The sequence below is a fragment of the Pseudomonas sp. S09G 359 genome (assembly GCF_002843605.1).
GTDB lineage: Bacteria > Pseudomonadota > Gammaproteobacteria > Pseudomonadales > Pseudomonadaceae > Aquipseudomonas.
Genome location: NZ_CP025263.1, coordinates 654,142 through 679,679, shown reverse-complemented (window position 1 = coordinate 679,679; position 25,538 = coordinate 654,142). Strand labels below are relative to the sequence as shown.

Annotated in this window: 20 protein-coding genes; 5 read left to right on the top strand and 15 right to left on the bottom strand. The window is 61.1% G+C overall.

Going from position 1 to position 25,538, the window contains the following annotated elements:
• Nucleotides 1-43: 43 nt before the first annotated feature.
• Nucleotides 44-1,153, top strand: coding sequence for an AGE family epimerase/isomerase (locus CXQ82_RS02920; protein ID WP_101265968.1), 1,110 nt, complete (start codon nt 44-46; stop codon nt 1,151-1,153).
• 42 nt (nt 1,154-1,195) lie between these two features.
• Here the strand turns inward: CXQ82_RS02920 and CXQ82_RS02915 are convergent, their stop codons facing one another.
• The 9 genes from CXQ82_RS02915 to CXQ82_RS02870 form a co-directional block, all read right to left on the bottom strand.
• Nucleotides 1,196-2,101 (bottom strand): cation diffusion facilitator family transporter, encoded by a 906-nt coding sequence (locus tag CXQ82_RS02915; protein ID WP_101265966.1) that lies wholly within the window; start codon nt 2,099-2,101, stop codon nt 1,196-1,198.
• A 196-nt stretch (nt 2,102-2,297) separates the two neighbouring features.
• On the bottom strand, nt 2,298-3,062 hold the full coding sequence (locus CXQ82_RS02910; RefSeq protein WP_101273714.1) for an SDR family oxidoreductase: 765 nt from the start codon (nt 3,060-3,062) through the stop codon (nt 2,298-2,300).
• Nucleotides 3,063-3,850: 788 nt separating this feature from the next.
• Nucleotides 3,851-4,567 (bottom strand): ABC transporter ATP-binding protein, encoded by a 717-nt coding sequence (locus CXQ82_RS02900; protein ID WP_101265964.1) that lies wholly within the window; start codon nt 4,565-4,567, stop codon nt 3,851-3,853.
• A complete protein-coding gene (locus CXQ82_RS02895) occupies nt 4,564-5,439 on the bottom strand; it encodes an ABC transporter ATP-binding protein (RefSeq protein ID WP_101265962.1) in 876 nt (291 codons plus the stop codon). The genes CXQ82_RS02900 and CXQ82_RS02895 overlap by 4 nt, the downstream gene beginning before the upstream one ends.
• Complete coding sequence (gene livM / locus CXQ82_RS02890) at nt 5,436-6,713, bottom strand: high-affinity branched-chain amino acid ABC transporter permease LivM (RefSeq protein ID WP_101265960.1); 1,278 nt, start codon at nt 6,711-6,713, stop codon at nt 5,436-5,438. Before livM ends, CXQ82_RS02895 begins: the two co-directional genes overlap by 4 nt.
• Before the next feature lie 2 nt (nt 6,714-6,715).
• Nucleotides 6,716-7,630 (bottom strand): branched-chain amino acid ABC transporter permease, encoded by a 915-nt coding sequence (locus CXQ82_RS02885; protein WP_003236186.1) that lies wholly within the window; start codon nt 7,628-7,630, stop codon nt 6,716-6,718.
• A gap of 183 nt (nt 7,631-7,813) precedes the next feature.
• Complete coding sequence (locus CXQ82_RS02880) at nt 7,814-8,950, bottom strand: branched-chain amino acid ABC transporter substrate-binding protein (RefSeq protein ID WP_101265958.1); 1,137 nt, start codon at nt 8,948-8,950, stop codon at nt 7,814-7,816.
• Between the two features lie 374 nt (nt 8,951-9,324).
• Nucleotides 9,325-10,608, bottom strand: coding sequence for an FAD-binding oxidoreductase (locus CXQ82_RS02875; protein WP_101265957.1), 1,284 nt, complete (start codon nt 10,606-10,608; stop codon nt 9,325-9,327).
• 187 nt (nt 10,609-10,795) lie between these two features.
• A complete protein-coding gene (locus CXQ82_RS02870) occupies nt 10,796-12,286 on the bottom strand; it encodes an aldehyde dehydrogenase family protein (RefSeq protein WP_101265955.1) in 1,491 nt (496 codons plus the stop codon).
• A gap of 153 nt (nt 12,287-12,439) precedes the next feature.
• On the opposite strand from CXQ82_RS02870, the gene CXQ82_RS02865 reads away from it, so the two are divergent.
• The 3 genes from CXQ82_RS02865 (at nt 12,440) to nadE (ending at nt 15,596) form a co-directional block, all read left to right on the top strand.
• The gene (locus CXQ82_RS02865; RefSeq protein WP_101265953.1) at nt 12,440-13,330 is read left to right on the top strand and encodes a LysR family transcriptional regulator; all 891 of its coding nucleotides are present in this window, start codon (nt 12,440-12,442) and stop codon (nt 13,328-13,330) included.
• A 220-nt stretch (nt 13,331-13,550) separates the two neighbouring features.
• Nucleotides 13,551-14,765 carry a nicotinate phosphoribosyltransferase gene (pncB, locus tag CXQ82_RS02860; RefSeq protein ID WP_065900159.1) on the top strand — a complete coding sequence of 405 codons (1,215 nt, stop codon included), beginning with the start codon at nt 13,551-13,553 and terminating at the stop codon, nt 14,763-14,765.
• A gap of 3 nt (nt 14,766-14,768) precedes the next feature.
• A complete protein-coding gene (gene nadE / locus CXQ82_RS02855) occupies nt 14,769-15,596 on the top strand; it encodes an ammonia-dependent NAD(+) synthetase (protein ID WP_101265951.1) in 828 nt (275 codons plus the stop codon).
• Between the two features lie 151 nt (nt 15,597-15,747).
• Here the strand turns inward: nadE and azu are convergent, their stop codons facing one another.
• The gene (azu, locus tag CXQ82_RS02850; RefSeq protein WP_101265948.1) at nt 15,748-16,194 is read right to left on the bottom strand and encodes an azurin; all 447 of its coding nucleotides are present in this window, start codon (nt 16,192-16,194) and stop codon (nt 15,748-15,750) included.
• 331 nt (nt 16,195-16,525) lie between these two features.
• On the opposite strand from azu, the gene CXQ82_RS02845 reads away from it, so the two are divergent.
• Nucleotides 16,526-16,708, top strand: coding sequence for a hypothetical protein (locus CXQ82_RS02845; RefSeq protein WP_101265946.1), 183 nt, complete (start codon nt 16,526-16,528; stop codon nt 16,706-16,708).
• Nucleotides 16,709-16,938: 230 nt separating this feature from the next.
• Here the strand turns inward: CXQ82_RS02845 and CXQ82_RS02840 are convergent, their stop codons facing one another.
• The 5 genes from CXQ82_RS02840 to CXQ82_RS02820 all read right to left on the bottom strand — a co-directional run bounded on the left by CXQ82_RS02840 (nt 16,939) and on the right by CXQ82_RS02820 (nt 25,408).
• Nucleotides 16,939-17,829 carry a transglutaminase family protein gene (locus CXQ82_RS02840; RefSeq protein ID WP_101265944.1) on the bottom strand — a complete coding sequence of 297 codons (891 nt, stop codon included), beginning with the start codon at nt 17,827-17,829 and terminating at the stop codon, nt 16,939-16,941.
• The gene (locus CXQ82_RS02835) at nt 17,829-20,315 is read right to left on the bottom strand and encodes a circularly permuted type 2 ATP-grasp protein (protein WP_101265942.1); all 2,487 of its coding nucleotides are present in this window, start codon (nt 20,313-20,315) and stop codon (nt 17,829-17,831) included. Before CXQ82_RS02835 ends, CXQ82_RS02840 begins: the two co-directional genes overlap by 1 nt.
• Before the next feature lie 195 nt (nt 20,316-20,510).
• The gene (locus CXQ82_RS02830; protein ID WP_101265940.1) at nt 20,511-23,801 is read right to left on the bottom strand and encodes a DUF2126 domain-containing protein; all 3,291 of its coding nucleotides are present in this window, start codon (nt 23,799-23,801) and stop codon (nt 20,511-20,513) included.
• A 201-nt stretch (nt 23,802-24,002) separates the two neighbouring features.
• Complete coding sequence (locus tag CXQ82_RS02825; protein ID WP_101265938.1) at nt 24,003-24,497, bottom strand: hypothetical protein; 495 nt, start codon at nt 24,495-24,497, stop codon at nt 24,003-24,005.
• The gene (locus CXQ82_RS02820; RefSeq protein ID WP_101265936.1) at nt 24,494-25,408 is read right to left on the bottom strand and encodes an NAD synthetase; all 915 of its coding nucleotides are present in this window, start codon (nt 25,406-25,408) and stop codon (nt 24,494-24,496) included. The genes CXQ82_RS02825 and CXQ82_RS02820 overlap by 4 nt, the downstream gene beginning before the upstream one ends.
• Between the last annotated feature and the right edge of the window lie 130 nt (nt 25,409-25,538).

Genomic DNA, 25,538 nt, shown 5'->3' with positions numbered 1-25,538 from the left:
GCTACCATGCGCGCCTACACCCCTGCCGTGACGACGCCAGCCAATGCCCAGCGCTTTCCAACCCGCCTTGAATTCCGTGCTCACCCACTTCCATGACCTGATCGTGCCGCTCTGGCAAGGCCCGGGCTGGAATGCCGAGTTGGCGCTGCCCTACGAGGCGCTGGGCGCCGATCACCAACCGCTGCCGCCGCAACGCTACCGCGCCATGGCCTGCGCACGACAGCTGTACCTGTTTGCCAGTCTGATCGGCGAGCCCGGCGCAGCCTTTGCCGAGGAGCGCGCAGCCGCGTTGTTCCGCTCCCTGCAACGGCACTTCCACGACGCCGAGCACGGCGGCTGGTTCTACAGCATCGACCCGGCCGGGCAGCCGCTGGACAAGCGCAAAGACCTCTACACCCATGCCTTCATCATCTTTGCCTGCGCTCATTACTGGGCCAAGGTGCGCGAGCCGCTGGTGGAGTCGGTGCTCGATGCCGCCCTGGAAGTGGTCGCCGAGCGTTTCGCCACCGGCGACGGCCTGTACGAAGCGGTGTTGGAGCGCAACTGGTCATCGCTCAAGTCCGGCCCGCTGCAAAACCCGTTGATGCACCTGGCCGAAGGCTTTCTCGCCACGCTGGCCGTGCGTGAAGACGCCATCACCCAGGACGCCCTGCTGGACCTGGCCCACGCCATGCAAAAGCGCTTCATCGACCGTCAGCACGGCGTGATGATGGAAAAACCGCTGGGCGCTGTGGATAACTGGTTTGAGCCCGGCCACCAGTTCGAATGGTTCTTTTTGCTCGAATCATCGCCCGTCCTGCGCGGCACCCCGCTGCATGCCTCGCTGACGCGCGCATTTGCCTACGCCGAACAAAAGGGTGTGGATAAGTTAAGCGGTGCGGTCAGTGGCATGCTGGCCCTGGACGGCACCGTGCGCGACGGCACCCAGCGCATCTGGGCCCAGGCCGAATATCTGCGGGCACTGACTTTGCGACCGGAAAGTGAAGCAGTGTTGCAGCGCCAGTTGCTGGCACTGCAACAGCATTTTCTGCATGGGAAAGGCTGGCATGAATGCCTGGATGCCACGGGTGAGGTGAGTCGGCGGGATATGCCTTCTACCACGCCTTATCATTTGGCGACTTGCTATCAGGGGCTGGTCCAGCATCTCGGGTGACCTGTCTTGCCCCCGAAGGCCTCACCTCGGTCTAACTGGTTGTCACGCAACCCACTTACGATCCCCGGTAAAACTGATCGTCAGCCAGCGCGCCGCATCCGGCGTGCCGAGCCCTGTGGATATCTCTTCGCGCAAGGCGTCCAGCGTCGCGACGTTATCCACCGGGTAATTCGCCGGCAATACCACATGAATCTCGATAAACCGCGCCCGCCCGTGCTTTTGCACGTAGGACACATAGTCGTCGAAACCATGCCTGGCCTGTACCGCGGCCATTACTTCTCGAACCTTGTCGTCCAGTTGGTCCGGGGCAATCCCCAGCACCTCGCGCAGCGCCGGGCGCAGGATCTTGAACGCCGGCGCCAGCATGCTCAGGGCCAGCAGGATGAGGATCAGCGGGTCGACATACACAGCCCACTCGCCATAGCCCTGGGACTTGAGCAACAGCGCGGCAAGAAAGCTGATCAGCAACCCCACCGAGAGCATCGCGTCCACCAGCCAGCTGATGTTGTCGAACTGGATCAGCGAGGATTTCAGCCTGCGGTTGCGATAACGCACGTAGAAGAAATAGGCGAACTCCACCACGGTAAACACCGCCGCGTAGATGATCACCAGGCCCAACTCGATCTCGCGCCCGCCATTGATGATGCCGAACACACCGTTAAGGAAGGCATAGATAGCGATCAGCAGCAGGAAGCTGCCTTCGATCAACAGCACCATGGGCTCCAGGTGCCAATAGCCGAACTGGAAGCGGTCGTTACTTTTCTTCGCGATCAGCTTGGCCGTGATCAGCATCAACACCTTGATGGCGGTGGCGATCAGCGAGAAAAAGCCGTCGAACAGAATAGATTGGGCGCCGGATATCACACCCGTGACAATCCCCGCGATCGCAACGGCGAACATCAGGATGGTCGATTGTTTGAGCAGTGACTGCTCACCTCGGTTACTCACATTTCCTCCCGTCAAAACCTTTAAACCGCACAATGCGGAGGGTTTTTCAGGAGGGGAGTGTACCTTATGCCGTGTTTTGGCCGATTTGACTCCATCGAGGGCAAGCCCTCTCCCACATTCAACCGAGTTTCAACTTTGAAATGCAGTCAATGTGGGAGGGGGCTTGCCCCCGATGGCAGCGCCTCGGTCTAAAGCCTTACTTGGCCCCACGCTCAATCGCAAACCCAGCCCAGGTCTGGCTCACCGGCATCAGCTCCAAGCGGTTGATGTTCACGTGCGCCGGGGTGTTGAGCACCCAGAAGATCGTGTCGGCAATATCCTGCGGCTGGATCGGCTCGGCGCCGGCGTAGGTGGCGTCGTAGCGCGCCTGGTCACCGCCGAAGCGCACCAGGGAGAACTCGCTCTCGCACAGGCCTGGCTCGATGTTGGTCACACGCACACCGGTACCTTGCAGGTCGCAACGCAGGTTCAGCGAAAACTGCTTCACGAACGCCTTGGAGCCGCCATACACGTGGCTGCCCGGGTACGGGTAGCTGCCGGCGATGGAACCCAGGTTGATGATGCCGGCGCCGCGGCCATGGGCGATCAGGCGTGGCAGCAGCAGGCTGGTGGTGGTCAGCAGGCCCTTGATGTTGGTGTCGACCATGGTTTCCCAATCGTCGAGGCTGCACTTGGGCGCAGGGTCGGTGCCCACGGCCAGGCCGGCGTTGTTGATCAGGCCGCGTAACTTCGCGAACGACGGCGGCAGATTGGCGATGGCGTCTTCCATGCCCTTGCGGTCACGCACGTCCACGACCAGGCCGTGCACTTCGGTCTGCTTGGAAAGCTCTTCGACCAGCGCATTCAAACGGTCGGCACGACGGCCGGTGAGCACCAGTTTCCAGCCGGCTTCGGCGAAACGACGGGCGCAGGCTTCGCCGAAACCTGAGGTGGCGCCAGTAATAAACAGCGTGTCGGACATGGTGTTCTCCTTGCGGGCATCGGGAAAAAAATCAGCCAGCAGAATGCCCTTACGCCGCGGTTGCGGCAACCGCTATGCGCACAACTTCATGTACAGCTGATCATTTTTTGATCATGCCGAGCAACGCCTTATAAACCGTGGCCTGCAGCCATATGCGCGCAGGTTATCCACAACTGCGCCCACAGTCTTTGGGGGCAACTCCAAAAAGCCCCAGGCCTCTATTCACAAGGGCTGCAGGCCGTTTTAGAAAGTTTTTTGCTTGACCTGGGCCCAGGCGTATGTAGGCCCATGCCGAAAGGAAAAATCCGAACGATGGCTCCAGGCCAGTCATTCCGGCCCCTGCGGCAGTCTTTCCAGAGTTTAGTCACAGACTTATCCACAGGCTGGCGGGACATATTTCGGTCATATACCTGTGTCTTTAAACAGGTTGACAAACCCCGTGGTCGGTCGCGAAAAAGCCGCTGATCAAAAAACAACCATCGCGCTGGAGACCCCGTAATCAGAGGCTTGCAGCCAGCTACACCCACGTTACCCACAGCCGGTTCCACAGCGGATGGGGACAAGTCAAAACTGTGACAAAACAGGGATTTGCGGCGGCTATATGTCGCGCTTTGGAGGCAGGCTGGATTTGTTTTCCACAATTTGGAAGCGGGTCTTGTGGATCACACAAAACAAATGTGGGAGGGGGCTTGCCCCCGATAGCTATTTGTCAGTCAAAACATCTGAAACTGACACACCGCTATCGGGGGCAAGCCCCCTCCCACAGCAGAACTTCGCTGTTATTTAAATCAGTGGCCACCCAAATAGGCGTTGCGCACTTCCTCATTCACCAGCAATTCCTTACCGGTGCCTGTCAGGCGAATCTCACCGTTGACCATCACATACGCCCGGTCCGACAAGCGCAGCGCGTGGTTGGCGTTCTGTTCCACCAGGAAGATAGTCATCCCGGTCGCCGCCAGCTCGCGCAGGGTGGCGAAGATCTGCTTCACCACAATCGGCGCCAGGCCCAGGCTCGGCTCGTCCAGCAGCAACAGCTTGGGCCGGCTCATCAGCGCGCGGGCGATGGCGAGCATTTGCTGCTCGCCGCCGGACATGGTCATGGCGCGCTGGGTACGCCGCTCCTTGAGCCGTGGAAACAGCTCGAACATGCGCTGCATGTCTTCCTGGGCGAACTTATCCCCAATCGGGATGGTGCCCATCAGCAGGTTTTCCTCGACGGTCATGTCGGGGAACACCCGCCGCCCTTCCGGCGACTGCGCAATGCCGTTGGAGGCGATGTAGTGGGACGACTTTTGGGTAATGTCGACGCCGTTGTACAGAATCTGCCCCGACTCGGCCCGCGGCTGGCCGAAGATCGACATCAGCAACGTGGATTTACCCGCACCGTTGGAGCCGATCAGGCTCACGGTTTCGCCTTCGTTGATGTGCAGCGAGACTTTTTTCAGGGCCTGGATCGGGCCGTAGAACACGTCCAGGTCCTTCATTTCGAGGATAGGTGCACTCATACCAGCTCCTCTTCGTCAGCGCCCAGGTAGGCGGCAATCACTTTCGGGTCGTTACGGATCGCTTCCGGCCCGCCTTCGGCGATCACGTTGCCGTGGTCCAGCACCACGATGTGGTCGGAAATACTCATCACCATGCCCATGTCGTGTTCGATCAGCACCACCGTCAGGTCGTGCTCGTCGCGCAACAGGCGAATCATCGCGCTGAGCGCCTCGGTTTCCTGGGGGTTGAGGCCGGCGGCTGGTTCGTCCAGGCAGATGATCTGCGGTCGGGTGCACATGGCACGGGCGATTTCCAGGCGGCGCTGCTGGCCGTAGGAAAGCTCACCGGCCAGGCGGTTGGCGCAGTCCACCAGGTCGACCACTTCCAGCCAGTAGAACGCATGGTCGAGCGCATCACTTTCGGCCTTGCGGTAGCCCTTGGTGTTGAGAATGCCCGCCAACATGTTGCGGTTGACCCACATGTGCTGGGCCACCAGCAGGTTTTCCAGCACCGACATTTCCTTGAACAGGCGAATGTTCTGGAAAGTTCGCGCCAGGCCTGCACGGTTCACCAGGTGGGTGCCGCCGAACATCTTGTAGTACACGCGGCTGAAAAAACTTTTGGGCGATACAAAGTCGGTGGCCTTGAAGCGTTCGCCGAGCAGTTGGATCACATTGGTTTGCTTGCCACGGATGTTGAGCTCGATCTTGCCACCGCTGGCTTTGTAAAAGCCGGTGAGGCAGTTAAACACCGTGGTCTTGCCGGCGCCGTTGGGGCCGATCAGGGCGAAGATCGAGTTGCGTTCGACCTTGAGGCTCACGTCGCTCAAGGCCTTGATGCCACCGAAGTGCATCATCAGGTGTTCCACGGAAAGCACGACTTCCTTGCTCATGGCGCCACTCCTTTACGTGGGGTCACACCGGTGCGGCTGATCCGGATCAGCCCGCGTGGTCGCCAGATCATCATCACCACCATCAACACGCCAAACAGCAGCACGCGGTACTCCGAAAAACTGCGCAGCAGTTCCGGCGCGACGGTCAATACGAACGCCGCAATCACCACGCCTACCGTCGAGCCCATGCCGCCCAGCACCACGATGGCCAGGATCAGCGCCGACTCGAAGAAGGTGAACGACGAGGGGTTCACAAAGCCCTGGTAGCTGGCAAAAAACACCCCGGCCAAACCGGCAGTGGACGCGCCAATGGTGAATGCCGAGAGCTTGACCAACACGTGGTTCAGGCCCATGGAACGGCAGGCGATTTCATCTTCGCGCAAGGCTTCCCAGGCGCGGCCGACCGGCATGCGCGTCAGGCGGTGCTTGATGTACAGCACAGCCAGCACTACCAGGAACAGCACGATGTAGATAAACAGGAATTTGATATTGGGGTTGTAGTCGATGCCGAAGAATTCATGGAAGGGAATCCCGCCATCCTTCGCGCGCTTGCCGAACTCCAGGCCGAGGAAGGTCGGTGAAGGCACCGGCATACCGTTTGGCCCGCCGGTAAACGACAGCCAGTTGTTGAGCACCAGGCGGATGATTTCACCAAAGCCCAGGGTCACGATGGCCAAATAGTCACCGTGCATTCGCAACACCGGGAACCCGAGTATGCATCCCGCTAGAGCCGCCGCGATGGCCGCCAGTGGCAGCACGGTCCAGAAGCCCAGGCCGAGGTATTGATAACCCAGCGCCAGGCCGTAGGCGCCGATGGCGTAGAACGCCACGTAACCCAGGTCGAGCAGGCCGGCCAGGCCCACCACGATGTTCAGCCCCAGGCCGAGCAACACGTAGATCAGCCCGAGGATCACCACGGTCAGCAGGTACTTGTTGGCGAAGATCGGGAACACGATGGCGATCACGATCAACGCCGGAATGATCCAGCGCAGCCGCGACTTGTAGTCCGGCGCCAGCACATGCACGCCGGAGCCACTGCTTTCGAAGCCCTGCAGGATCTTCACGCCCTTGGGGGTTTGCAGGAACAGGCTCATGGCGAAGCGGCCGACCATCACGATGGCGACCAGCAGGCCCACGCGGGCCGGTTCCAGGTTGAAGCTGTAGCCGTCGAGTACCACGCCGACGATCGGACCGAACACGATCAGCGAAATCAGCCCGGCAAGGACCGTATCGACCACACTTTTCTTGATATCGATGGGTTTGGCAGCAGACATGTTTACACCTTAGCCACGAGTGGGCGACCCAGCAGGCCCTGGGGACGGAAAATCAGAATCACCACCAGCAGGGAGAAACTGAACACGTCTTTGTAGTCAGAGTTGATCAACCCCGAGAACAGCGACTCGGAAATACCCAGGATGATCCCGCCGAGCATCGCCCCAGGCAGGGAACCAATGCCGCCGAGTACCGCTGCGGTAAACGCCTTGATGCCGATGATGAAGCCGGCGTAGAAGTCGAAGGTGCCGTAGTTGAGGGTGATCAGCACGCCGGCCAGCGCGGCCATGGCGGCGCCGATGACGAAAACGTAGGAGATCACGCGGTCGGTATTGATACCGAGGATCGAGGCCATCTTGCGGTCTTGCTGGGTGGCACGGCACATGCGGCCGAGCTTGGTGTATTTGATGATGTAGGTGAGTAACGCCATGCCGGCAAACGCCGCCACGAGGATGAAGACCTTGGTGTAGGTGAGCTGCACGAACCCGCTGCCGATATCGACACGCCAGGCGCCGGCCAGCAGCGTTGGAATGCCTTGTTGTTTCGCACCCTGGGCGATCTGCGCGTAGTTCTGCAGGATCAGGGAGATACCGATGGCGCTGATCAGCGGAGCCAATCGGGTGGAGTTGCGCAGCGGTTTGTAGGCGACACGCTCGATGACCCAACCGTACACGCCAGTAACGACCACGGTGAAGATCAACGTACCGAGAATGAGCAGCGGGAAGGATTCGATGCCGAAGTAAGCCAGCAGTGCCAGACTGATCGCCGCGAGGTAAGCGGAAATCATATAAACCTCGCCGTGGGCGAAGTTGATCATGCCAATGATGCCATAGACCATTGTGTAGCCGATGGCGATCAGGCCATAGACCGACCCGAGGGTCAGGCCGTTGACCAGTTGCTGCAGGAAAATACCATCCATAACGCAATCTCACGCGGTGAGCACCTGCACACCGGTGGGTGTGCGGCGCTTCTGGAGGAAAAGACAGATCTCAATAACAACACTGTCCCAATGTTGGAGGGGGCTCACCCCCGATGCGGTGGGTCATCTGAACAACTGTTGACTGACACACCGCTATCGGGGGCAAGCCCCCTCCCACATGGATTACTTCTGCTTATCGAGCTGGTGGTATTTGCCGTCTTTGTCCCACTGGTAAACCACGTAGTCGGAGATCTTCAGGTCCCCCTTGGAATCCCAGGCTTTTTCGCCCATGACGGTTTTCACCGGGTGAGCCTTGAGCCACTTGGCGGCGTCTTCGCCCTTGTTGGACTTGGCACCGTTGAAGCCGGCGGCCAGGGCCTGGACCGAGGCGTAGGCGTACAGGGTGTAGCCTTCCGGCTCGGTGCCGTTTTTGCGGAACTCTTCCACCACGGCCTTGCTGTCTGGCAGCAGGCGCGGGTCGGCGCCGAAGGTCATGTACACGCCATCGACGTATTGCTTGCCGCCGGCGGTAGCCACCAGTTCGTCGGTCACTACGCCGTCATCGGACATGAACTTGACGTCTTTGAGGCCGGCTTCACGGATCTGGCGAACCAGTGGACCGGCTTCCGGGTGCAGGCCGCCGAAGTACACGACATCGGCGCCGGTGGAGCGGATCTTGGTGACCAGGGCGCTGAAGTCTTTCTCGCCACGGGTCAGGCCTTCTTCCAGCACCGGCTTGACGCCGCGCTTGGTCAACTGGGCAGCGGTGGCATCGGCCAGGCCTTTGCCATAGGTGTCTTTGTCGTTGATGACCGCGACTTTCTTGCCCTTGAGCACGTCGACGATGTAGTCGCCGGCGACGATGCCTTGCTGGTCGTCACGGCCGCACATGCGGAACATGGCGCCCAGGCCGCGCTCGGTCACTTGTGGGTTGGTGGAGCCCGGGGTGATGGCGATGATGCCGGCTTCGTCGTAAACCTCGGAGGCCGGGATGGTGTTGGACGAGCAGAAGTGCCCGACCACGCCGATCACTTTGTCCTGGTCAGCCAGGCGGTTGGCCACGGCCACGGCTTGCTTTGGCTCGCAGGCGTCGTCGCCGGCCACCAGCACGATTTTCTCGCCGTTGATGCCACCGGCCTTGTTGATGGTATCGGCTGCCGCCTGGGCACCTTTCATGTACTGCTCACCGAAAGCAGCGTTGGCGCCCGTCATCGGCCCCGCCACGCCAATTTTCACATCAGCTTGAACAAACGTAGAAACACCCAGCGCCGCAGCTACGGCGAGGGCCAGAAAACCTTTCTTGTAAAACGTCTGGGACATGAGTGGTGCTCCGATATTTTTGATTTTTGGCACGACAACTTGCATTCAAACCTTTCACTGAAAGCCCTGAGCAAGGCGCGTGCCATTACGTTTTTATTCTTCAAAAAGACACGGTGTCATTGTTATTACGGGCGTTTCGGCTCCTTTTGTCAGGACGTGCAACCGTCTAGCGTCTAGAGGTGCAACCAATGGATCAAAAAAGTACAACCTGAGCAGGTCGCACCTGCAACCGGAGGGATAAACGACAGTTCCTACACCTGTAACAATGTGCGTAACGGAACTGCACATTTACAGTGCGCGATTGCTACGACTTGCACCAATACAGATTAGTAGCCTGCTAAGAAAATGCAGGCTTTTGAGCGGTATTTCGCTGATCAGATCACGATCCGCAGACATTGCCCCGCGTGATACAGCGAGAATCCGGCCTCATACAGGCAACTGCGCAGGCCCACCCCCGCCAGGGGCTGCATGGGCGCAAACGGGATAGGCAGCGCCTGTGGATTCTGGTGACACAGGTAGTCGGCGAACGCCTTGCCGACCACGCTGCCGGTGGTCACTCCGCGCCCGTTATAGCCCGTTACTGCCACAAGCCCCGGCGCCGGTTCGAACAGGCGCATCAAGTGGTCGGGGGTGAAGGCGATGCAGCCGGTCCAGGTGTATTCCCATTGCACCGATTTGAGGTACGGGAAGTAGTGTTGCTGCACCCGATCGGCCCACGCCTTGAGGAACCAAGCCGGTTTCTGGTTGCCATTGCCCAAACTGCCAAGCAACAGGCGGCCATCGGCATCGCGGCGGATGCTGCTCAGTACCTGGCGCGTGTCCCACGAGCCCTGGCCGCCAGGGAGGATCTGTCTGGCGGCGTCGTCAGTCAGCGGCGCGGAAGCGACCTGGTAGTAGTAACCGGGGAAAAAATTGCGCCGCAGCTCGGTCCATTCGCCTTCGGTGTAGGCATTCGAGGCGATCACCACCTGTGCAGCCTGCACCGCGCCGTTGGCGGTCTGCACCGACCAGTGCGCACCTTGGCGTTCCAATTGGGTGACCGGGGAATGGTCGAACAATTGCCCGCCCAGCCCGACTGCCGCGCCTGCCAGGCCGCAGGTGTAGGCCATAGGGTTCAAGGTGCCGGCGCGCCGGTCCAGCAACGCGGCGGCGATCTTTTTAGTCCCGGTGGCTTGCTCGCAAGCCTGGCCGGTGAGCAGTTCCACCGGCGCCCCACGGCGTTTCCATTGTTCTTCACGACTGCGCAAATCCGCCTCGCCACGGGCGTTGTGCGCCATGTGCAAGGTGCCCTCTCGGCGCAGTTGGCAATCGATGTTGTATTTGTCGATCAGGCTGAACACCAGCGAAGGCGCCGCGCCCAACATGCGGTTGAGCTGGCTGCCCACCGCTTCGCCGAAACCGGCTTCGATCTCATCCGGCGGGATCCACAAGCCGGCATTCACCAACCCGACGTTGCGCCCCGAGCCGCCATGGCCGGTGCGATGAGCCTCCAGCACGGCAACGCTTTTACCCTGCTCCAGCAAGTGAATGGCCGCAGACAAACCAGTGATGCCGGCGCCGATCACGCACACATCCACCTTGACCTCGCCCTTGAGCGCGGCGCGATCAGGCCGGCTGGGCGTGAGGTGTTCCCATAAACATGTTTCGCGTAGCGCCATTGCCAGACTCCGGTGAGACCTAACAAACAACTTTTCCGAACTGCTAATGAGGTCAAATGTGGGAGGGGCGGTGCGACGACTCGACTTGCCCCCGATAGGGGTGGATCAGTTGTAAGTTTGTTGACTGACACACCGCCATCGGGGGCAAGCCCCCTCCCACATTTTGACCGCCACCTGACTTGAGGAATCAGTCGAAGGTAATACCCTGGGCCAGCGGCAATTCCAGCGAATAGTTCACAGTATTGGTCTGCCGGCGCATATACCCACGCCACGCATCCGACCCCGACTCACGCCCGCCGCCGGTCTCTTTCTCGCCACCAAACGCGCCGCCAATCTCCGCGCCGCTCGGGCCGATGTTGACGTTGGCGATGCCGCAGTCACTGCCCACCGCCGACATGAACTGCTCGGCTTCACGTACATCAGTGGTGAAAATGCACGACGACAGGCCCTGAGGCACGGCGTTGTTCAGGCGCAGGGCTTCGGCGAAATCGCTGTAGCCGACCACGTACAGGATCGGCGCGAAGGTTTCGGTGCAGACCACGTCGCTTTGCTCGGGCATTTCCACAATGGCCGGCGACACGTAGTAGGCATTCGGGAAAGTGTCTTGCAACTGGCGCTTGCCGCCGAACACCTTGCCACCTTCGCTCAAGGCCTGCTCCAGGGCGTCCTGCATGTTGTCGAAGCCGTGTTTGTCGATCAGCGGGCCGATCAGGTTGCCTTCCAGTGGGTGGCCGATGCGCACTTTGGAATAGGCCGCCTTGAGGCGGGTGACGATTTCTTCCTTGACCGATTCATGCGCGATCAGCCGGCGCAGGGTGGTGCAACGCTGACCGGCGGTGCCGACGGCGCTGAACAGGATGGCGCGCACGGCCATGTCCAGATCGGCGCTTGGACCGAGGATCATCGCGTTGTTACCGCCCAGTTCGAGGATGCTGCGGGCGAAACGCGCGGCGACTTTCGGCGCCACTTCGCGGCCCATGCGGGTGCTGCCGGTGGCGCTGATCAGGGCCACGCGCGGGTCATCGACCAAGGCTGCGCCGGCGTCGCGGCCGCCGATGATCACTTGGCTGAGGTACTGCGGCGCATCCTTGAAGTTCTTCAGCACGCGCTCGAACAGGGCCTGGCAGGCCAGAGCGGTGAGCGGGGTCTTTTCCGACGGTTTCCAGATCACGGCGTTGCCGCACACCAGGGCCAGCGTGGTGTTCCACGCCCACACGGCCACCGGGAAGTTGAACGCGCTGATCACGCCGACCACGCCCAGCGGGTGCCAGGTTTCACGCATGTGGTGGCCCGGACGCTCGGAGGCGATGGTCAAGCCGTACAACTGGCGCGACAGGCCGACGGCGAAGTCGCAGATGTCGATCATTTCCTGCACTTCGCCCAGGCCTTCCTGGGTGATCTTGCCGGCTTCCCAGGAAACCAGTTCGCCGAGGTCGGCCTTGTATTCGCGCAGCACGTCGCCGAACTGACGCACCAGCTCGCCGCGACGCGGGGCCGGCACCTTGCGCCAGGCATCGAATGCATGCTCGGCGCGACTGACCTGTTGCTCCACCTCGGCGGCACCTTCCCAGTGCACACTGCCGATGACGCTGCCATCAATCGGCGAATGCACGGGCTGTTTACCCGCCTGGTACAGCGCCGGGTTTACCCCGAGACGATCAAGCAATGCGGCAACCATGGGTGACTCCTTCAATCTCGAACAGAAAATGCGCGCCGCCACAGACACGGCGATCCAGGCCTTATTTGTAGCTGGCCCAAGACTTGCCAACAAACGACGATTAGGCGAGATATCATTCCGTTTATTCATGCAAAGAATAAAAAGAGGCGTGCCGTGCTGAACAAAAGACATTTGCCCTCGATCACTGCCCTGCAGTGTTTCGAAGCCGCCACCCGCCACCTGAGCTTCACCCGCGCCGCCGAGGAGCTGAACCTCACGCAAAGCGCGGTGAGCAAACAGGTGGCGCAGTTGGAAGAGTTGCTGCAACACCTGCTGTTTCGCCGCGTGCGTCGGCGCCTGCAGATGACCCCGGCGGGCGATTTGTACCTGGTGGAAGTGCGCAAGATCCTCACGCAGGTGGAGATGTCCACCCATTACCTGCGCTCCTACGGCGGCGAAACCGAAGTGCTGCGCGTGTCCACTCCCTACACCTTCGGCGCGCGCTGGCTGGTGCCACGTCTTAAGGGCTGGCGCCTGCGCCACCCGCAGATCCACCTGGACCTGTGCAACGAGCAGGAACCGGACGAACTGCTGCAAGGCAAGGCCGACATGGCCTTCTACTTCGGCCAGGGCGCGCGCCCGGGCACCGAAAGCCTGAAACTGTTCAGCGAAGAGTTGATCCCCGTGTGCGCCCCGGAGAGCCTGCCGGCAAAGCCGTTCAGCGACCCGACGCAACTGAGCGAACTGGTGCTGCTGCAAAACGCCTCACGGCCTCAGGGCTGGCACGACTGGTTCGCCAGCCAGGGTTACCAGACCGAGCACAGCTACCACGGGCCACGTTTCGATACCTTCTATATGTGCATTCGGGCGGCGCAGGTGGGCTGCGGCGTGGCGCTGCTGCCGCGGTTTCTGGTGGAGGAGGAGTTGGCCGACGGTAAGTTGGTGATTCCTTGGCCGCATGCGATGCCGAGCCAGGATGCTTACTATTTGGCGTATCCGGAGCATTCGGCGGAGGTGCCCAAGGTGCGGGATTTTGTGAAATGGATGATGGAGCAAGTTATTTAGTGCCTGGAATACCGCTATCGGGGGCAAGCCCCCTCCCACATTTGGAATGCATTTCAAATGTGGGAGCGGGCTTGCTCGCGAAGGCGTCAGTGGACACAACAACAATACCAAGCTGAAAAAATCACTGGCAAACCGACCCACGTCTATGCGCCACTAGCCCCCTTCCTTAATTGTGCGTAAAGGCCGGCGCCCATCGCCGACCCGTCTGGAGATTCCCGTTATGAGCGAGAGTGTGTTTGCCGATCGCATCGTGCAGAACCTGCTCGACACCGACTTCTACAAGCTGACCATGATGCAGGCGGTGCTGCACAACTATCCCAACGTGGAAGTTGAATGGGAGTTTCGTTGCCGTAACAGTGAAGACCTGCGCCCGTACCTGGCGGAGATCCGCTACCAGATCGAGCGCCTCGCCGAGCTGAGCCTGAGCCCGGATCAACTGGGTTTCCTGGAACGCATCAGCTTTATGAAGCCGGATTTCCTGCGCTTTCTCGGCCTGTTCCGCTTCAACCTGCGCTATGTGCAGACCGGCATCGAGAACGGCGAGCTGTTTATCCGCCTGCGCGGGCCGTGGCTGCATGTGATCCTGTTTGAAGTACCGATGCTGGCCATCGTCAGCGAAGTGCGTAACCGCTACCGCTACCAGACCGTGATCCTCGAACAGGCCCGCGAGCAGCTATATCGCAAGTTCGACTGGCTGACGGCAAATGCCAGCAGCGACGAGCTGTCGGAGCTGCAAGTCGCCGACTTCGGCACGCGCCGGCGCTTTTCGTACCGGGTGCAGGAAGAAGTGGTGAGCGTGCTCAAGCATGATTTCCCCGGGCGTTTTGTCGGCACCAGCAACGTGCACCTGGCGCGCGAGTTCGATATGAAGCCGCTGGGCACCATGGCCCACGAATGGATCATGGCCCACCAGCAACTCGGCCCACGGCTGATCGACAGCCAGATCGCCGCCCTCGACTGCTGGGTCCGCGAATACCGCGGCCTGCTGGGCATCGCCCTGACCGACTGCATCACCACCGACGCCTTCCTCGGCGACTTCGACTTGTACTTCGCCAAGCTGTTCGACGGCCTGCGCCACGACTCCGGTGACCCGGTGCAGTGGGCCGAAAAAGCCATCGCCCATTACCACAAGCTGGGGATCGAGCCGATGAGCAAGACCCTGGTGTTCTCCGACAGCCTGTCGCTGCCCAAGGCGCTGGAGATTTTCCGCGCGTTGCGCGGTCGCATCAATGTGAGCTTTGGCATCGGTACCAACCTGACCTGTGACATTCCAGGGGTGGAACCGATGAGCATCGTGCTTAAAATGACCGCCTGCAATGGCCAGCCCGTCGCGAAGATCTCCGATGAAGCGGGCAAGACCCACTGCACCGACCCGAATTTTGTCGCCTATTTGCGTCACGTTTTCAAAGTACCTGCCCTTTCCAGCAAGGAGTGAATCATGCAAGCCGTACAGCGTGAGATTGCGCAGCAGCTCAAGGTCCAAGCACCGTTCAACGACCAGGCCGCCCTTGAGGCCGAAGTGGCCCGCCGCGTAGCCTTTATTCAGGATTGCCTGCGCAATTCCGGGCTCAAGACCCTGGTGCTGGGCATCAGTGGCGGCGTCGACTCCTTGACCGCCGGCCTGTTGGCGCAACGTGCGATGCAGGAACTGCGCGCCAGCACCGGTGACGAGGCATACCGGTTTATCGCCGTGCGCCTGCCCTACGAAACCCAGTTCGACGAAATCGACGCCCAGGCCTCGGTGGACTTTATCGAACCGGACGAACGCCACACCGTGAATATCGGCCCGGCGGTAAAAGCCTTGGCCAATGAAGTGGCAGCGTTTGAAGGCAAGGCGGCGGTGTCCCGTGACTTCGTGCTGGGCAACACCAAGGCGCGCATGCGCATGGTGGCGCAATACACCATCGCCGGCGCGTCCGGTGGGCTGGTGATCGGTACCGACCATGCGGCGGAAGCGGTGATGGGCTTTTTCACCAAGTTCGGTGACGGCGCCTGCGACCTGGCCCCGTTGAGCGGGCTGGTGAAAAACCAGGTGCGTTCGATTGCGCGGCACTTTGGGGCGCCGGAGTCGTTGGTGGAGAAGGTCCCGACTGCCGACCTGGAAGACCTGTCGCCAGGCAAGCCGGACGAAGCGTCACATGGCGTGACCTATGCCGAGATCGATGCGTTCCTGCACGGTGAGCCGGTGCGTGAAGAAGCGTTCAGAATTATCTGCGAAACCTACCGCAAGACTGAGCACAAGCGGGTCATGCCGTTTGCGCCGTGAGGTGAGCCAGATAGGTTTGTGTTGACTGTCAGGCAGCCATCGGGGGCAAGCCCCCTCCCACAGTTGATCGAGTTCCAACATGAGAATGCGGTCGAATGTGGGAGGGGCGGTGCGACGATTCGACTTGCCCCCGATGAACGATTACGCGGTGTTACTTCAGAACCACAGTACCTTTCATCATCGAGATGTGGCCTGGGAACGAGCAGAAGAAACCGTACTTCTCATCGGCCTTCAGCTTCGAAACGTCGAAAGTCACCGAATCTTTCTCACCCGCACCGATGAGCTTGGTGTGAGCGATGATGCGTTCGTCGCCGTCTTTCAGGTAGTTCTTGTCCACGCCGCCGGCCATGCCGTCAGTTGCAATCGGCTGCATGTCGGCTTCTTTACTCAGCACCCAGTTGTGACCCATGACGTTTTTCGGCAGGTTGCCGGAGTGAGTCAGCTCGACGGTGAATGTCTTGCAGCTCTTGTCGATTTCAATCGCTTTGGTGTTGAAGGACATTTGGTCAGTAGAGTCGACAGTGACCTTGCACTCTGCGGCAAGCAACTGGCCGCTCGCCAGAGTCAGCAGGGAAACAGCAACGAGTTTGGCAAACATGTGAATCTCCAAGGCAGGGTTTAAAAACGCGGATTGCGGTAAGGGTGCCTCAAGCAGGCTTGAATTCTTATGATCTGCATCAACAGATTGTATACAACTTTAGGCTATCAGACTGATCAACACAATCTACCAGCCAAAGTACTACGACCCGCCTATGATCGGCCCATCACCCATCGGAGGCTCTGCCATGCACTTCAATCAATTCTTCAACGGCCTGCTGGCCGCGTACGCCTGCGGTAAGTGAAGGCCAAGCGCGCTGCTAAGCTGCTACCATAGCGACCCAAGGCAGCTGCGCGCCGCCACCCTCACCTTCGACCCTAGAGGATCGCCCATGGCCAAACCTAATTACTCCTTCGCCAAACGTCAGAGAGACTTGGCCAAGGAACAGAAGAAAGAGGAAAAACTGCAACGCAAGAAAGCCGCTGCCGATGAAGAAGCAGGCGCACTGAACCCGGATGCCGATGGTGAAGTAACGAGCGACGAGACCGAAACACCAAAAGATCCGGCTGAATAACTGACCGCTCCCACCCTGTGGCGAACGGATTTTTCGTGGCGAGCGGGCTTGCTGTGGCGAGCGGGCTTGCCCGCGTTGGGTCGCGAAGCGGCCCCCATCGATGCCCGTGGTGCTTCATAAAGATCGTTGAATCAGTTATCGGGGCTGCTGCGCAGCCCAACGCGGGCAAGCCCGCTCGCCACAACACGCCTGCTTGCCACAAAGCCTGCTTACGACAGTAAGCCCGGCAATCATTCCAGCGGCATCACCGTTACCCGCACCTCCGGGTCATGGCTCCCGCCCCCCAGAATCACCCCCCGCAACGGCGACACATCGGAAAAGTCCCGGCCCCAGGCCAAGGTGATGTGCTCCAGTGCCGGCTGCACATTGTTCGTCGGATCAAAATCCACCCAACCGGACACCGGGCAATACACCGACACCCACGCGTGGGACGCATCGGCGCCGATCAGCCGTGGCTGGCCGGGTGGCGGCTGGGTCAACAGGTAGCCGCTGATATACCGCGCCGCCAGGCCCCGCGAGCGCAGGCACGCGAGCATCAGGTGGGCGAAGTCCTGGCACACACCGCGCCTGCGCTCCAGCACCTCAACCAGAGGCGTGGCGACCTGGGTGGCTTCGGCATCAAAGGTGAATTCGCTGAAAATCTTTTCCATCAAGGCCTGCACGCCCAACAGCAACGGACGGCTCGGCGGGAAGCAGCTCTCGGAAAACTCGACGAAGGTTTTTTTCAGGTGCACGTAGGGCGATTCGAAACGGTAGCGGCAGGCTTCGATAATCTCCAGTGACAGCGGCTGGCTGCTGTAGGTCAGGCTGTCACGGGTCTGGTCCCAGGCCGGCGAGTGCTGGAAATCCAGCACCGGCCGCGCCAGCACTTCCACGGTCAGCCCGGCATTCACCAGCAACTCATCGTGGGGCCGCTCGAACGCCAGGCGTGTGATCGGGTTGCCGAACACGTCCAGCTCATCGCGGCGCGCCGTGGGCTCGGGGCTGATGTCCAGCTGCTGCCAGGTGCAGCGCTGCCAGGCGCACGGCCGCGGCCATAAATGCGCCAGCTGTTGGGCCAGCGACACCGGGCTGTCGTAGTGGTAATGGGTATCGTGAAAGATCTGATAGCGCACGCTCATTACACCGACACCGTTTGCTGGCTGACATCATCCACATGGGCAAAGTGGCGCAACGCCAGGCGATCCGACACTTGCCCACTCTCATCGGCGACCGCTTGCAGCAGGTCGGCCAGGCCATCCAAGGCCGCACGCACGCTGGCTTCGCCAAACAACGGGTTCTCCAGGCAGCCCAGGTCGAAGCGCGCCAGGCGCTCCACCAACGGCGCCAGACCGGTTTCCCGCGGCACGCCGAAGTCGTCATTGAGGCGACGCAGGGTGCGGCTTACCAGTTTGAGCTGGAACAGCACCGCATGGGGGTTCTGCTCATCCAGCAGCAACAGGTCGAGGACCGGAATCAACTGCGGCACCGCCAGGTAGCGCGAGCGATAGGTGATGCTACTGTTGCCCAGCTCCAGCAACCATTCCAACCCGGCCTGATCGAACACCGCCACGCCGCGCAGGAACGCCGCGAGGCTGCTGCTGAGAAATTGCAGGCGCTCGATGCGCCGCCCCATCATCAGAAAGCGCCAGCCTTCGTCGCGGGTCATGTCGTCCAGGGCAAACCCGGACAACGCCGCCAGCGACATCACCAGGCGGTTGAGGAAGTCCAGCAGCTCGCCAAAATCCGGCGCCTCGCTTTCCAGCTCCATGGCTTCGCGTTGCAGCTCGACCAGTGCCTGCCAGTTCTCGCGGGACAACTTGCCGCGCACCTGGGACGCCGCCCACTGCAAGCGCTGCAGGTTGGCGCGCAGGCTGGACGGCCAGTCATCGCCGAGCATGGCGGCGAGCAGGCGCTCGGGTAACTCGCCCTCCTCCGGCAGCAGGCGCAGGCTCTCACCCAGCTCGACCGCCGCCTGCAACGCCAGCGGGTCATCACCGTCGACATACCGCGCCAGCACGATGCGCAGCCAGCGCGCACTGTCGTCGCAGCGCTCGCAATAACGGCCGAACCAGAACAGGTTTTCCACCACACGCGACGGCAGATACGGATCGCGGCGCACCAGGTCATGGGCGCCGATCGTGCGCTGTGCACGCCACTGTTCGCCACCGGCGGCACGTTCACCGAGGACCCAGGTGTCCTTGCTCGCGCCACCGCGCTGCATCGACACCACCTCGGCATCGGCCTCGGCCGCCACACGGGTCAGGCCGCCAGGCAGCACGCGGTAGCCATCGGCGCTGGCCACGGCATACACGCGCATGCCGATGGCACGGTGTTGCAGGTGGTCTTCCACGGTGTGCCACACCGGCGCCTGGGACAGTTGCGCCAACTCCTGGGCGACATACGCGTAAGGCCGCGCGCGCATGCGTTCGGCCAGGGCCTGGCGTTGTTCGTGATTCAAATCACGGCCGAATACCGGGGCGAAGCTTTGCGACGGAAATGCCGGTTTGATCAACAGCTCGGGCAGCTTCTCCAGCGCCTCGGCCAGTACCGGCGCCTCACCGCACCACCAGGTGGCGATGGACGGCAGGATCAGTTCTTCGCCAAACAGAAATTCATTGATCTTGGGCAGGAAGCCGAGCAGCCCCGGCGACTCCAGCACGCCGCTGCCCAAGGCGTTGGCCACCAGCACATTGCCCTGGCGCACGGCGTCGAGCAGGCCCGGCACGCCGAGGGCCGAGTCGGTGCGCAGCTCCAGCGGGTCGCAGAAGTCGTCGTCCAGGCGGCGCATGATCGCGTGTACCCGGCGCAGGCCACTGAGGGTCTTGAGGAACACGGTGCTGTCGCGCACGGTGAGGTCGCCGCCTTCGACCAAGGGGTAACCGAGCTGGCGCGCGAGGTAGAGGTGTTCGAAATAGCTTTCGTTGAAACGCCCAGGGGTCAGCAACACGATCAGTGGCGGCTGGTCATCACTCGGCGCCTGGCGGGCCAGGGTTTCCTGGAGCGTGCGGAAGAAACCGGTGAGGTGCTGCACCTGCAGGTCGCGGTACAGGTCCGGGAACGCACGCGACACGATGGTACGGTTTTCCAAGGCGTAACCCGCGCCCGACGGGGCCTGGGTACGGTCGGCGGTGACCCACCAGCGGCCATCCGGGGTGCGCGCCAGGTCCACGGCGTACAGGTGCAGGAAGGCGCCGTCGGGTGGCTGGATACCCTGGCACGGCCAGAGGAAATTGTTATGCCCGAACACCAATTCCGCCGGCAGCAAGCCTTCCTTGATCAGGCGCTGCGGGCCGTAGAGGTCGGCCAGCACGGCATTCAGCAGGCGCGCACGCTGGGCGATACCGGCCGACAGGTGCTGCCACTCGTCAAAAGCCAGCACATGGGGCAACAGGTCCAATTCCCACGGGCGATCGGCGCCCTTGGGGTCGGCGTAGACGTTGTAGGTCACGCCGTTTTCCTGGATTTGCCGGGTCAGCAGCGCCTGGCGCTGGGCCAGTTGCGCAGGCGTGCTGCGCTGCAAGTGGTCCAGCAGGCGCTGCCAGTGGGCACGTACCGCGCCACTGTCATCGAGCAGTTCGTGATAGGTGCCCGCAGTCAGCGGGTAACGGTCGAGCAAGTCGGACATGGAACGCTCGGCAGAGGCAAGGGGAGTCAGTTTAAATCAAATTCACTGCAATCTAATGTGGGATGAAAACACCTGTGGCGAGTGGGCTTGCCCGCGTTGGATTGCGTAGCAGTCCGATTTTCTGGGGCCGCTGCGCGTCCCAACGCGGGCAAGCCCGCTCGCCACAAGGGCACTTCAGTTCCACATGGGGCGCGCTTAGTCATTTTTATGGGGGAAACGCCGCAGATCCAAGGTCATCGGCAATTCATCATTCACCACCACTGGCGGCACGGACAGCTTGCCAGGCGTGTGGCCGAGGCGGAAAAACCGCGCCATCCGCCGGCTCTCGGCCTCATTGGCATTCACCGGCAAGCTGTCGTAGTTACGCCCGCCCGGGTGCGCGACATGGTATTGGCAGCCGCCCAATGAGCGTTGCATCCAGGTGTCCAGCAGGTCGAACACCAGCGGCGCGTGCACCGGGATGGTCGGTTGCAGGCAATTGGCGGGTTGCCAGGCGCGATAGCGCACGCCAGCGACAAACTCGCCCACCCGCCCGGTCGGTTGCAACGGCACCGGGATGCCGTTGCACGTCAGCAGATAGCGCTGCGGCGGCAGGCCGCTGAGCTTCACTTGCAGGCGTTCCAGGGACGAATCCACATAACGCACCGTGCCGCCCACCGCGCCTTCTTCGCCCAGTACATGCCAGGGTTCCAGGGCCTGGCGCAGTTCCAGTTCGATACCGCTGACCGCGTAGTCGCCGACCTTGGGAAAACGGAACTCCAGGTGCGCGGCAAACCATTCGGCTCGCAGCGGGTAGCCGGCGGCGTTGAGTTCAACGATCACGTCGGCAAAATCCTGCTCGATAAAGTGCGGCAACAGGAAGCGGTCGTGCAGCTCGGTACCCCAGCGCGCCAGCTTCGGCGGCGCATACGGTTCACGCCAGAAGCGTGCGACCAACGCCCGCAGCAGCAGTTGCTGGGTCAGGCTCATGCGCGCATGGGGCGGCATTTCAAACGCGCGCAATTCCAGCAGGCCCAGGCGGCCGGTGGCGCCATCCGGTGAGTAGAGCTTGTCGATGCAGAATTCGGCGCGGTGGGTGTTGCCCGTCACGTCGATCAACAGGTTACGCAGCAGCCGGTCGACCAACCACGGCGGGCATTCTTCGCCGGGCGCGGGGATTTGCGCGAAGGCGATTTCCAGCTCGTACAGCGCGTCGTTGCGCGCTTCATCCACCCGTGGCGCCTGGGAGGTCGGGCCGATAAACAGGCCGGAAAACAGGTAGGACAAGGACGGATGGTTATGCCAATAGCTGATCAAACTGCGCAGCAAATCAGGGCGACGCAGAAACGGCGAGTCCTTGGGCGTGGCGCCCCCCAGCACGAAATGGTTACCGCCGCCGGTGCCGGTGTGGCGGCCGTCGATCATGAACTTTTCAGTGGTCAGGCGGGTTTGCCGCGCCTCCTCATAGAGGAATTCAGTGCGTTCCACCAACTCGTCCCACGTGGCGGACGGCTGCACGTTGACCTCGATCACACCTGGGTCCGGCGTGACCCGGAAGTTGCTCAGGCGCATATCGAACGGCGGCTCGTAGCCTTCGAGCAATACCGGGCAGTGCAGTTCTTCGGCCGTGGCTTCGATGGCGGCAACCAGCTCCAGGTAGTCCTCGACGCGCTCCAGGGGCGGCATAAACAGGTACAGGCGCCCTTCCCGTGCCTGGGCGCACAGCGCGGTGCGGGTCAGCCAGTCGGCGGATTCATCCACCTTGGGCACACGTTCATCGTTCGGCGCGGGTTCGCCGTGGCTTTGCAGTTGGGCGCTGGTCGGCAGCTCCGGTTGGTCCTGGTTAGGGTCGGTGGGGTGCACGAACGGATACTCCGCCGCCGTCACCCACGGCTGCGAGGCCAGCGGCAGGCGATAGCCCAGGGGCGAATCCCCCGGCACCAGGCGGCAGTGGTTATCGCGCAGGTACCAGCGCCCGCTCTGCCAGCGATCATTGGCGGCGGTGCGCGCCAGCGGCAGCACCTGGCCGATGACGGTATCCAGGCCTTGGCTGAACACTTTGCGCAGGCGTTCGCGCTCCAGGTCGTCGCTCAGGCGCGGGTCCTGGGCGGTGACGTTTTGCGGCAGCGCGCCTTCACGCCACAGGTAGTAGAAATTGTCTTCGAACGCCGGGAACACAAAGCGCGCCGGCAGCTTCAAACGCTCGGCGACGCTGGCCAGGAAGCGCCCGGCCATTACGCCATCGGCGCCATAGTCCTGTTGCTCATCGGCGATCAGCGCGCTGTTGTGCCAGATCGGCACGCCGTCGCGGCGCCAGAAGCAATTAAGCGACCAGCGCGGCAGCTGCTCGCCGGGGTACCACTTGCCCTGGCCAAAGTGCACCAGGCCCTTGGGCGCATAGTGTTTGCGCATGCGCTGGAACAGCTCGGCAGACAGCCGGCGCTTGTCCGGCCCGAGCGCGGCGGTGTTCCACTCGGCGCCGTCGGGGTCGTCGATGGACACGAAGGTGGGTTCGCCGCCCATGGTCAGGCGCACGTCGTCCTTGAGCAGGTCGCCGTCGATCTGTCGGCCCAGGGCCTGGATCGCCAGCCATTGCTCCTCGGTGTAGGGCTTGGTCACCCGAGGGGCTTCCCAGATCCGCTCTACCGACATTTCGTGGGTAAATTCACACTCGCACGGCTCCACCAATCCACTGATCGGCGCGGCGGAAGACGGATCGGGACTACAGGCCAACGGGATATGGCCCTCACCGGCGAACAGACCGGAGGTGGCATCCAAGCCGATCCAACCGGCACCCGGCAAGTACACCTCGCACCAGGCGTGCAGGTCGGTGAAGTCCACCTCGGTGCCGGACGGGCCGTCGAGGGCTTTGACGTCGGCGGTCAGCTGGATCAGGTAACCGGACACAAATCGCGCCGCCAACCCCAGGTTGCGCAGCAGTTGCACCAACAGCCAGGCCGAATCGCGGCAGGAGCCGGAGGCGTTTTCCAGGGTGAATTCCGGGGTTTGCACACCGGGTTCCATACGGATCAGGTAGCCAATATCGGCCGCCAGGCGTTGGTTGAGGCCGACCAGAAAATCTACCGCCGGCAATGGCGTGCGGTCGATGCCGGCCAGGTAGGCGGCAAACCGTGGCGTCAGCGGCAGGGTTTCCAGGTATGGCGCCAGCTCGCGCTGCTCATCGGCAGCGTAACTGAAGGGGATTTTTTCGGCGTAGGGTTCGAGGAAAAAGTCGAACGGGTTGAATACCGCCATCTCAGCGACCAGGTCGACTTCGATGCGCAGTTCGTCAGTTTTTTCCGGGAACACCAGGCGCGCCAGGTAATTGCCCTGGGGGTCCTGCTGCCAATTGATGAAATGCTGCTCGGGCAACACTTTCAGCGCGTAGGACAAAATCCGCGTGCGGCTGTGGGCCGCCGGGCGCAAACGCACGATCTGCGGGCCGAGTTCGACAGCGCGGTCATAGCGGTAATGCGTAACGTGGTGCAACGCGACATGAATCGACACGGCGGCCTCCTGCGAGCCAGGGCATGGGCACAAAGCGCGCAAGACTTATGCCAGAGCGGCGGTCATTGCGCTTTATCGTAAGACCCGGTGCAGTACAGCACCAAAACGACGCCAACGGTGGGGTGATGGTGCATGACCTGCACATATTTGTGGCGCGAGTGGGTGCAGCGGTAGCGGTTGGGTGGGCGCAGAGGTGGGGAATCACCTCGGTTTTTTTATTCTGATGATGGCGCGTTCGTGTTTGCGGCGTTTGTTGATGGCGGCCTGGACTTTTGCGCGCATGTGGCGGAGTTCTACATAGGCCGTACGCATTTCATGATGGCGTTTGCTGTGAAGCAGTAGCAGGCCGAGTATCGGCCAGAAGAAGCACTCCGCGTAAAGGAACAGGTTGGGCGAAAAATGAAACCCCGGCACAGCAACCAACAGGCAGGCGATGAAAAGGGCATACATGCCCCAGGCCCCTTTGGGGCGCCCGGAGGCGATCATGACATTGCAGAGGGTGATGAAGAGGGCTAACACCCGGCCAGTATTTTCAGCAGCCGCATTTGATAACGATGGGAAATAGTAGTTTTCCACCAACACGACAACAGCAACACTGCCGAAAATACCCGAAAAAATAACGGCGATAAACACGGGAAAGTTACGGATCAAAAAAGGCCGAATAGGGACAAGATACCTCCGTCCGAGAAGTCTCATTCCGCGATCTCCTCATACAACCCGATCGCAATGATCCGGATGTTCCCGGACCGGACACTGCCAGCAACACTGAATAACGCGCCAACGGTATCAATCATCTGCAAAAGGGTCACGCTCCTTACTTCTACCGAGGTGTAGCGCTTGGGAATCTCTCCAGCTAGCTGTTTCAGCTTTATCATTTTTCGGGTCATTTCCGGATGATTAATACTGAGTAACTCTCTGGTGAGTTTTCCCCGCTCCTGCCGATTCAAACCTTTGAGCACCTGATGCGTGCTTTTCCCTGTTACCTTTTGAAGCGTATTGATCATTCGAACTGTCGACATCATTGCGGCTCCAGCGCTTAACAACGAAGCAGCATCCAGTCCCGCCATCAAAGCCTGATGCCATTCATCGCTGTCCATGGCGTCATTAAGAGCAGGATCATTCCTTTCATTGTTAGCCCGTCGAGTACCAATCCAGCATTGAATAGTGCTGGCTGACGCGCCAACAACGCTAATCGCGGCCGCTACACCAGAGCCCCCAAAAGTAAATGGCGTCAGCGCAAAGCCCCCCGCAATCACCAACCAACTAATCACCGCCGAAGTACACGCGAACCCCGCATTCAGAGCCTCAAACGCCACCCTCGACTCACGCGGTTCATTCGCCAGCCGCCGAGCGAACTCCACCCGCCCGACGTAACTGGGCGCCTCGCGCAAAATCACCTTCTTCGGCGCCACACTGCAAATCGGCTGAAACTCACGCAACACCACCGCCCGCAACTCGGCATCGAGATACACCACGCCAGCCCCGACAATGGCTGGATCAGCATCAATAGCCGCAAACAACTTACGCAGATCAATACTGCTTTCGACCCGCTGCCGCGTCGTCAAATGGGCACTGGGGAAACCGTCTTTCAACACACTGGAAGTCATCCCTTTACTCCGGTTTTTCACAAGAGTGCAGAGGTTAAAGACTGGGCATCGCCTAAAAATGTCAGAAGCTTCGCTTTATGCGGACAGGCACTTCCTGATCGTTATGCAGCGTCTTGTAGGCCAGATCCCG

Excerpts from the sequence above, each read along its gene's own strand:
- CXQ82_RS02920 (WP_101265968.1), top strand. The coding sequence starts at position 44 with ATGCCCAGCGCTTTCCAACCCGCCTTGAATTCCGTGCTCACCCACTTC.
- CXQ82_RS02910 (WP_101273714.1), bottom strand. The coding sequence starts at position 3,062 with ATGTCCGACACGCTGTTTATTACTGGCGCCACCTCAGGTTTCGGCGAA.
- CXQ82_RS02900 (WP_101265964.1), bottom strand. The coding sequence starts at position 4,567 with ATGAGTGCACCTATCCTCGAAATGAAGGACCTGGACGTGTTCTACGGC.
- CXQ82_RS02895 (WP_101265962.1), bottom strand. The coding sequence starts at position 5,439 with ATGAGCAAGGAAGTCGTGCTTTCCGTGGAACACCTGATGATGCACTTC.
- livM (WP_101265960.1), bottom strand. The coding sequence starts at position 6,713 with ATGTCTGCTGCCAAACCCATCGATATCAAGAAAAGTGTGGTCGATACG.
- CXQ82_RS02885 (WP_003236186.1), bottom strand. The coding sequence starts at position 7,630 with ATGGATGGTATTTTCCTGCAGCAACTGGTCAACGGCCTGACCCTCGGG.
- CXQ82_RS02880 (WP_101265958.1), bottom strand. The coding sequence starts at position 8,950 with ATGTCCCAGACGTTTTACAAGAAAGGTTTTCTGGCCCTCGCCGTAGCT.
- CXQ82_RS02875 (WP_101265957.1), bottom strand. The coding sequence starts at position 10,608 with ATGGCGCTACGCGAAACATGTTTATGGGAACACCTCACGCCCAGCCGG.
- CXQ82_RS02870 (WP_101265955.1), bottom strand. The coding sequence starts at position 12,286 with ATGGTTGCCGCATTGCTTGATCGTCTCGGGGTAAACCCGGCGCTGTAC.
- pncB (WP_065900159.1), top strand. The coding sequence starts at position 13,551 with ATGAGCGAGAGTGTGTTTGCCGATCGCATCGTGCAGAACCTGCTCGAC.
- nadE (WP_101265951.1), top strand. The coding sequence starts at position 14,769 with ATGCAAGCCGTACAGCGTGAGATTGCGCAGCAGCTCAAGGTCCAAGCA.
- azu (WP_101265948.1), bottom strand. The coding sequence starts at position 16,194 with ATGTTTGCCAAACTCGTTGCTGTTTCCCTGCTGACTCTGGCGAGCGGC.
- CXQ82_RS02845 (WP_101265946.1), top strand. The coding sequence starts at position 16,526 with ATGGCCAAACCTAATTACTCCTTCGCCAAACGTCAGAGAGACTTGGCC.
- CXQ82_RS02840 (WP_101265944.1), bottom strand. The coding sequence starts at position 17,829 with ATGAGCGTGCGCTATCAGATCTTTCACGATACCCATTACCACTACGAC.
- CXQ82_RS02835 (WP_101265942.1), bottom strand. The coding sequence starts at position 20,315 with ATGTCCGACTTGCTCGACCGTTACCCGCTGACTGCGGGCACCTATCAC.
- CXQ82_RS02825 (WP_101265938.1), bottom strand. The coding sequence starts at position 24,497 with ATGAGACTTCTCGGACGGAGGTATCTTGTCCCTATTCGGCCTTTTTTG.
- CXQ82_RS02820 (WP_101265936.1), bottom strand. The coding sequence starts at position 25,408 with ATGACTTCCAGTGTGTTGAAAGACGGTTTCCCCAGTGCCCATTTGACG.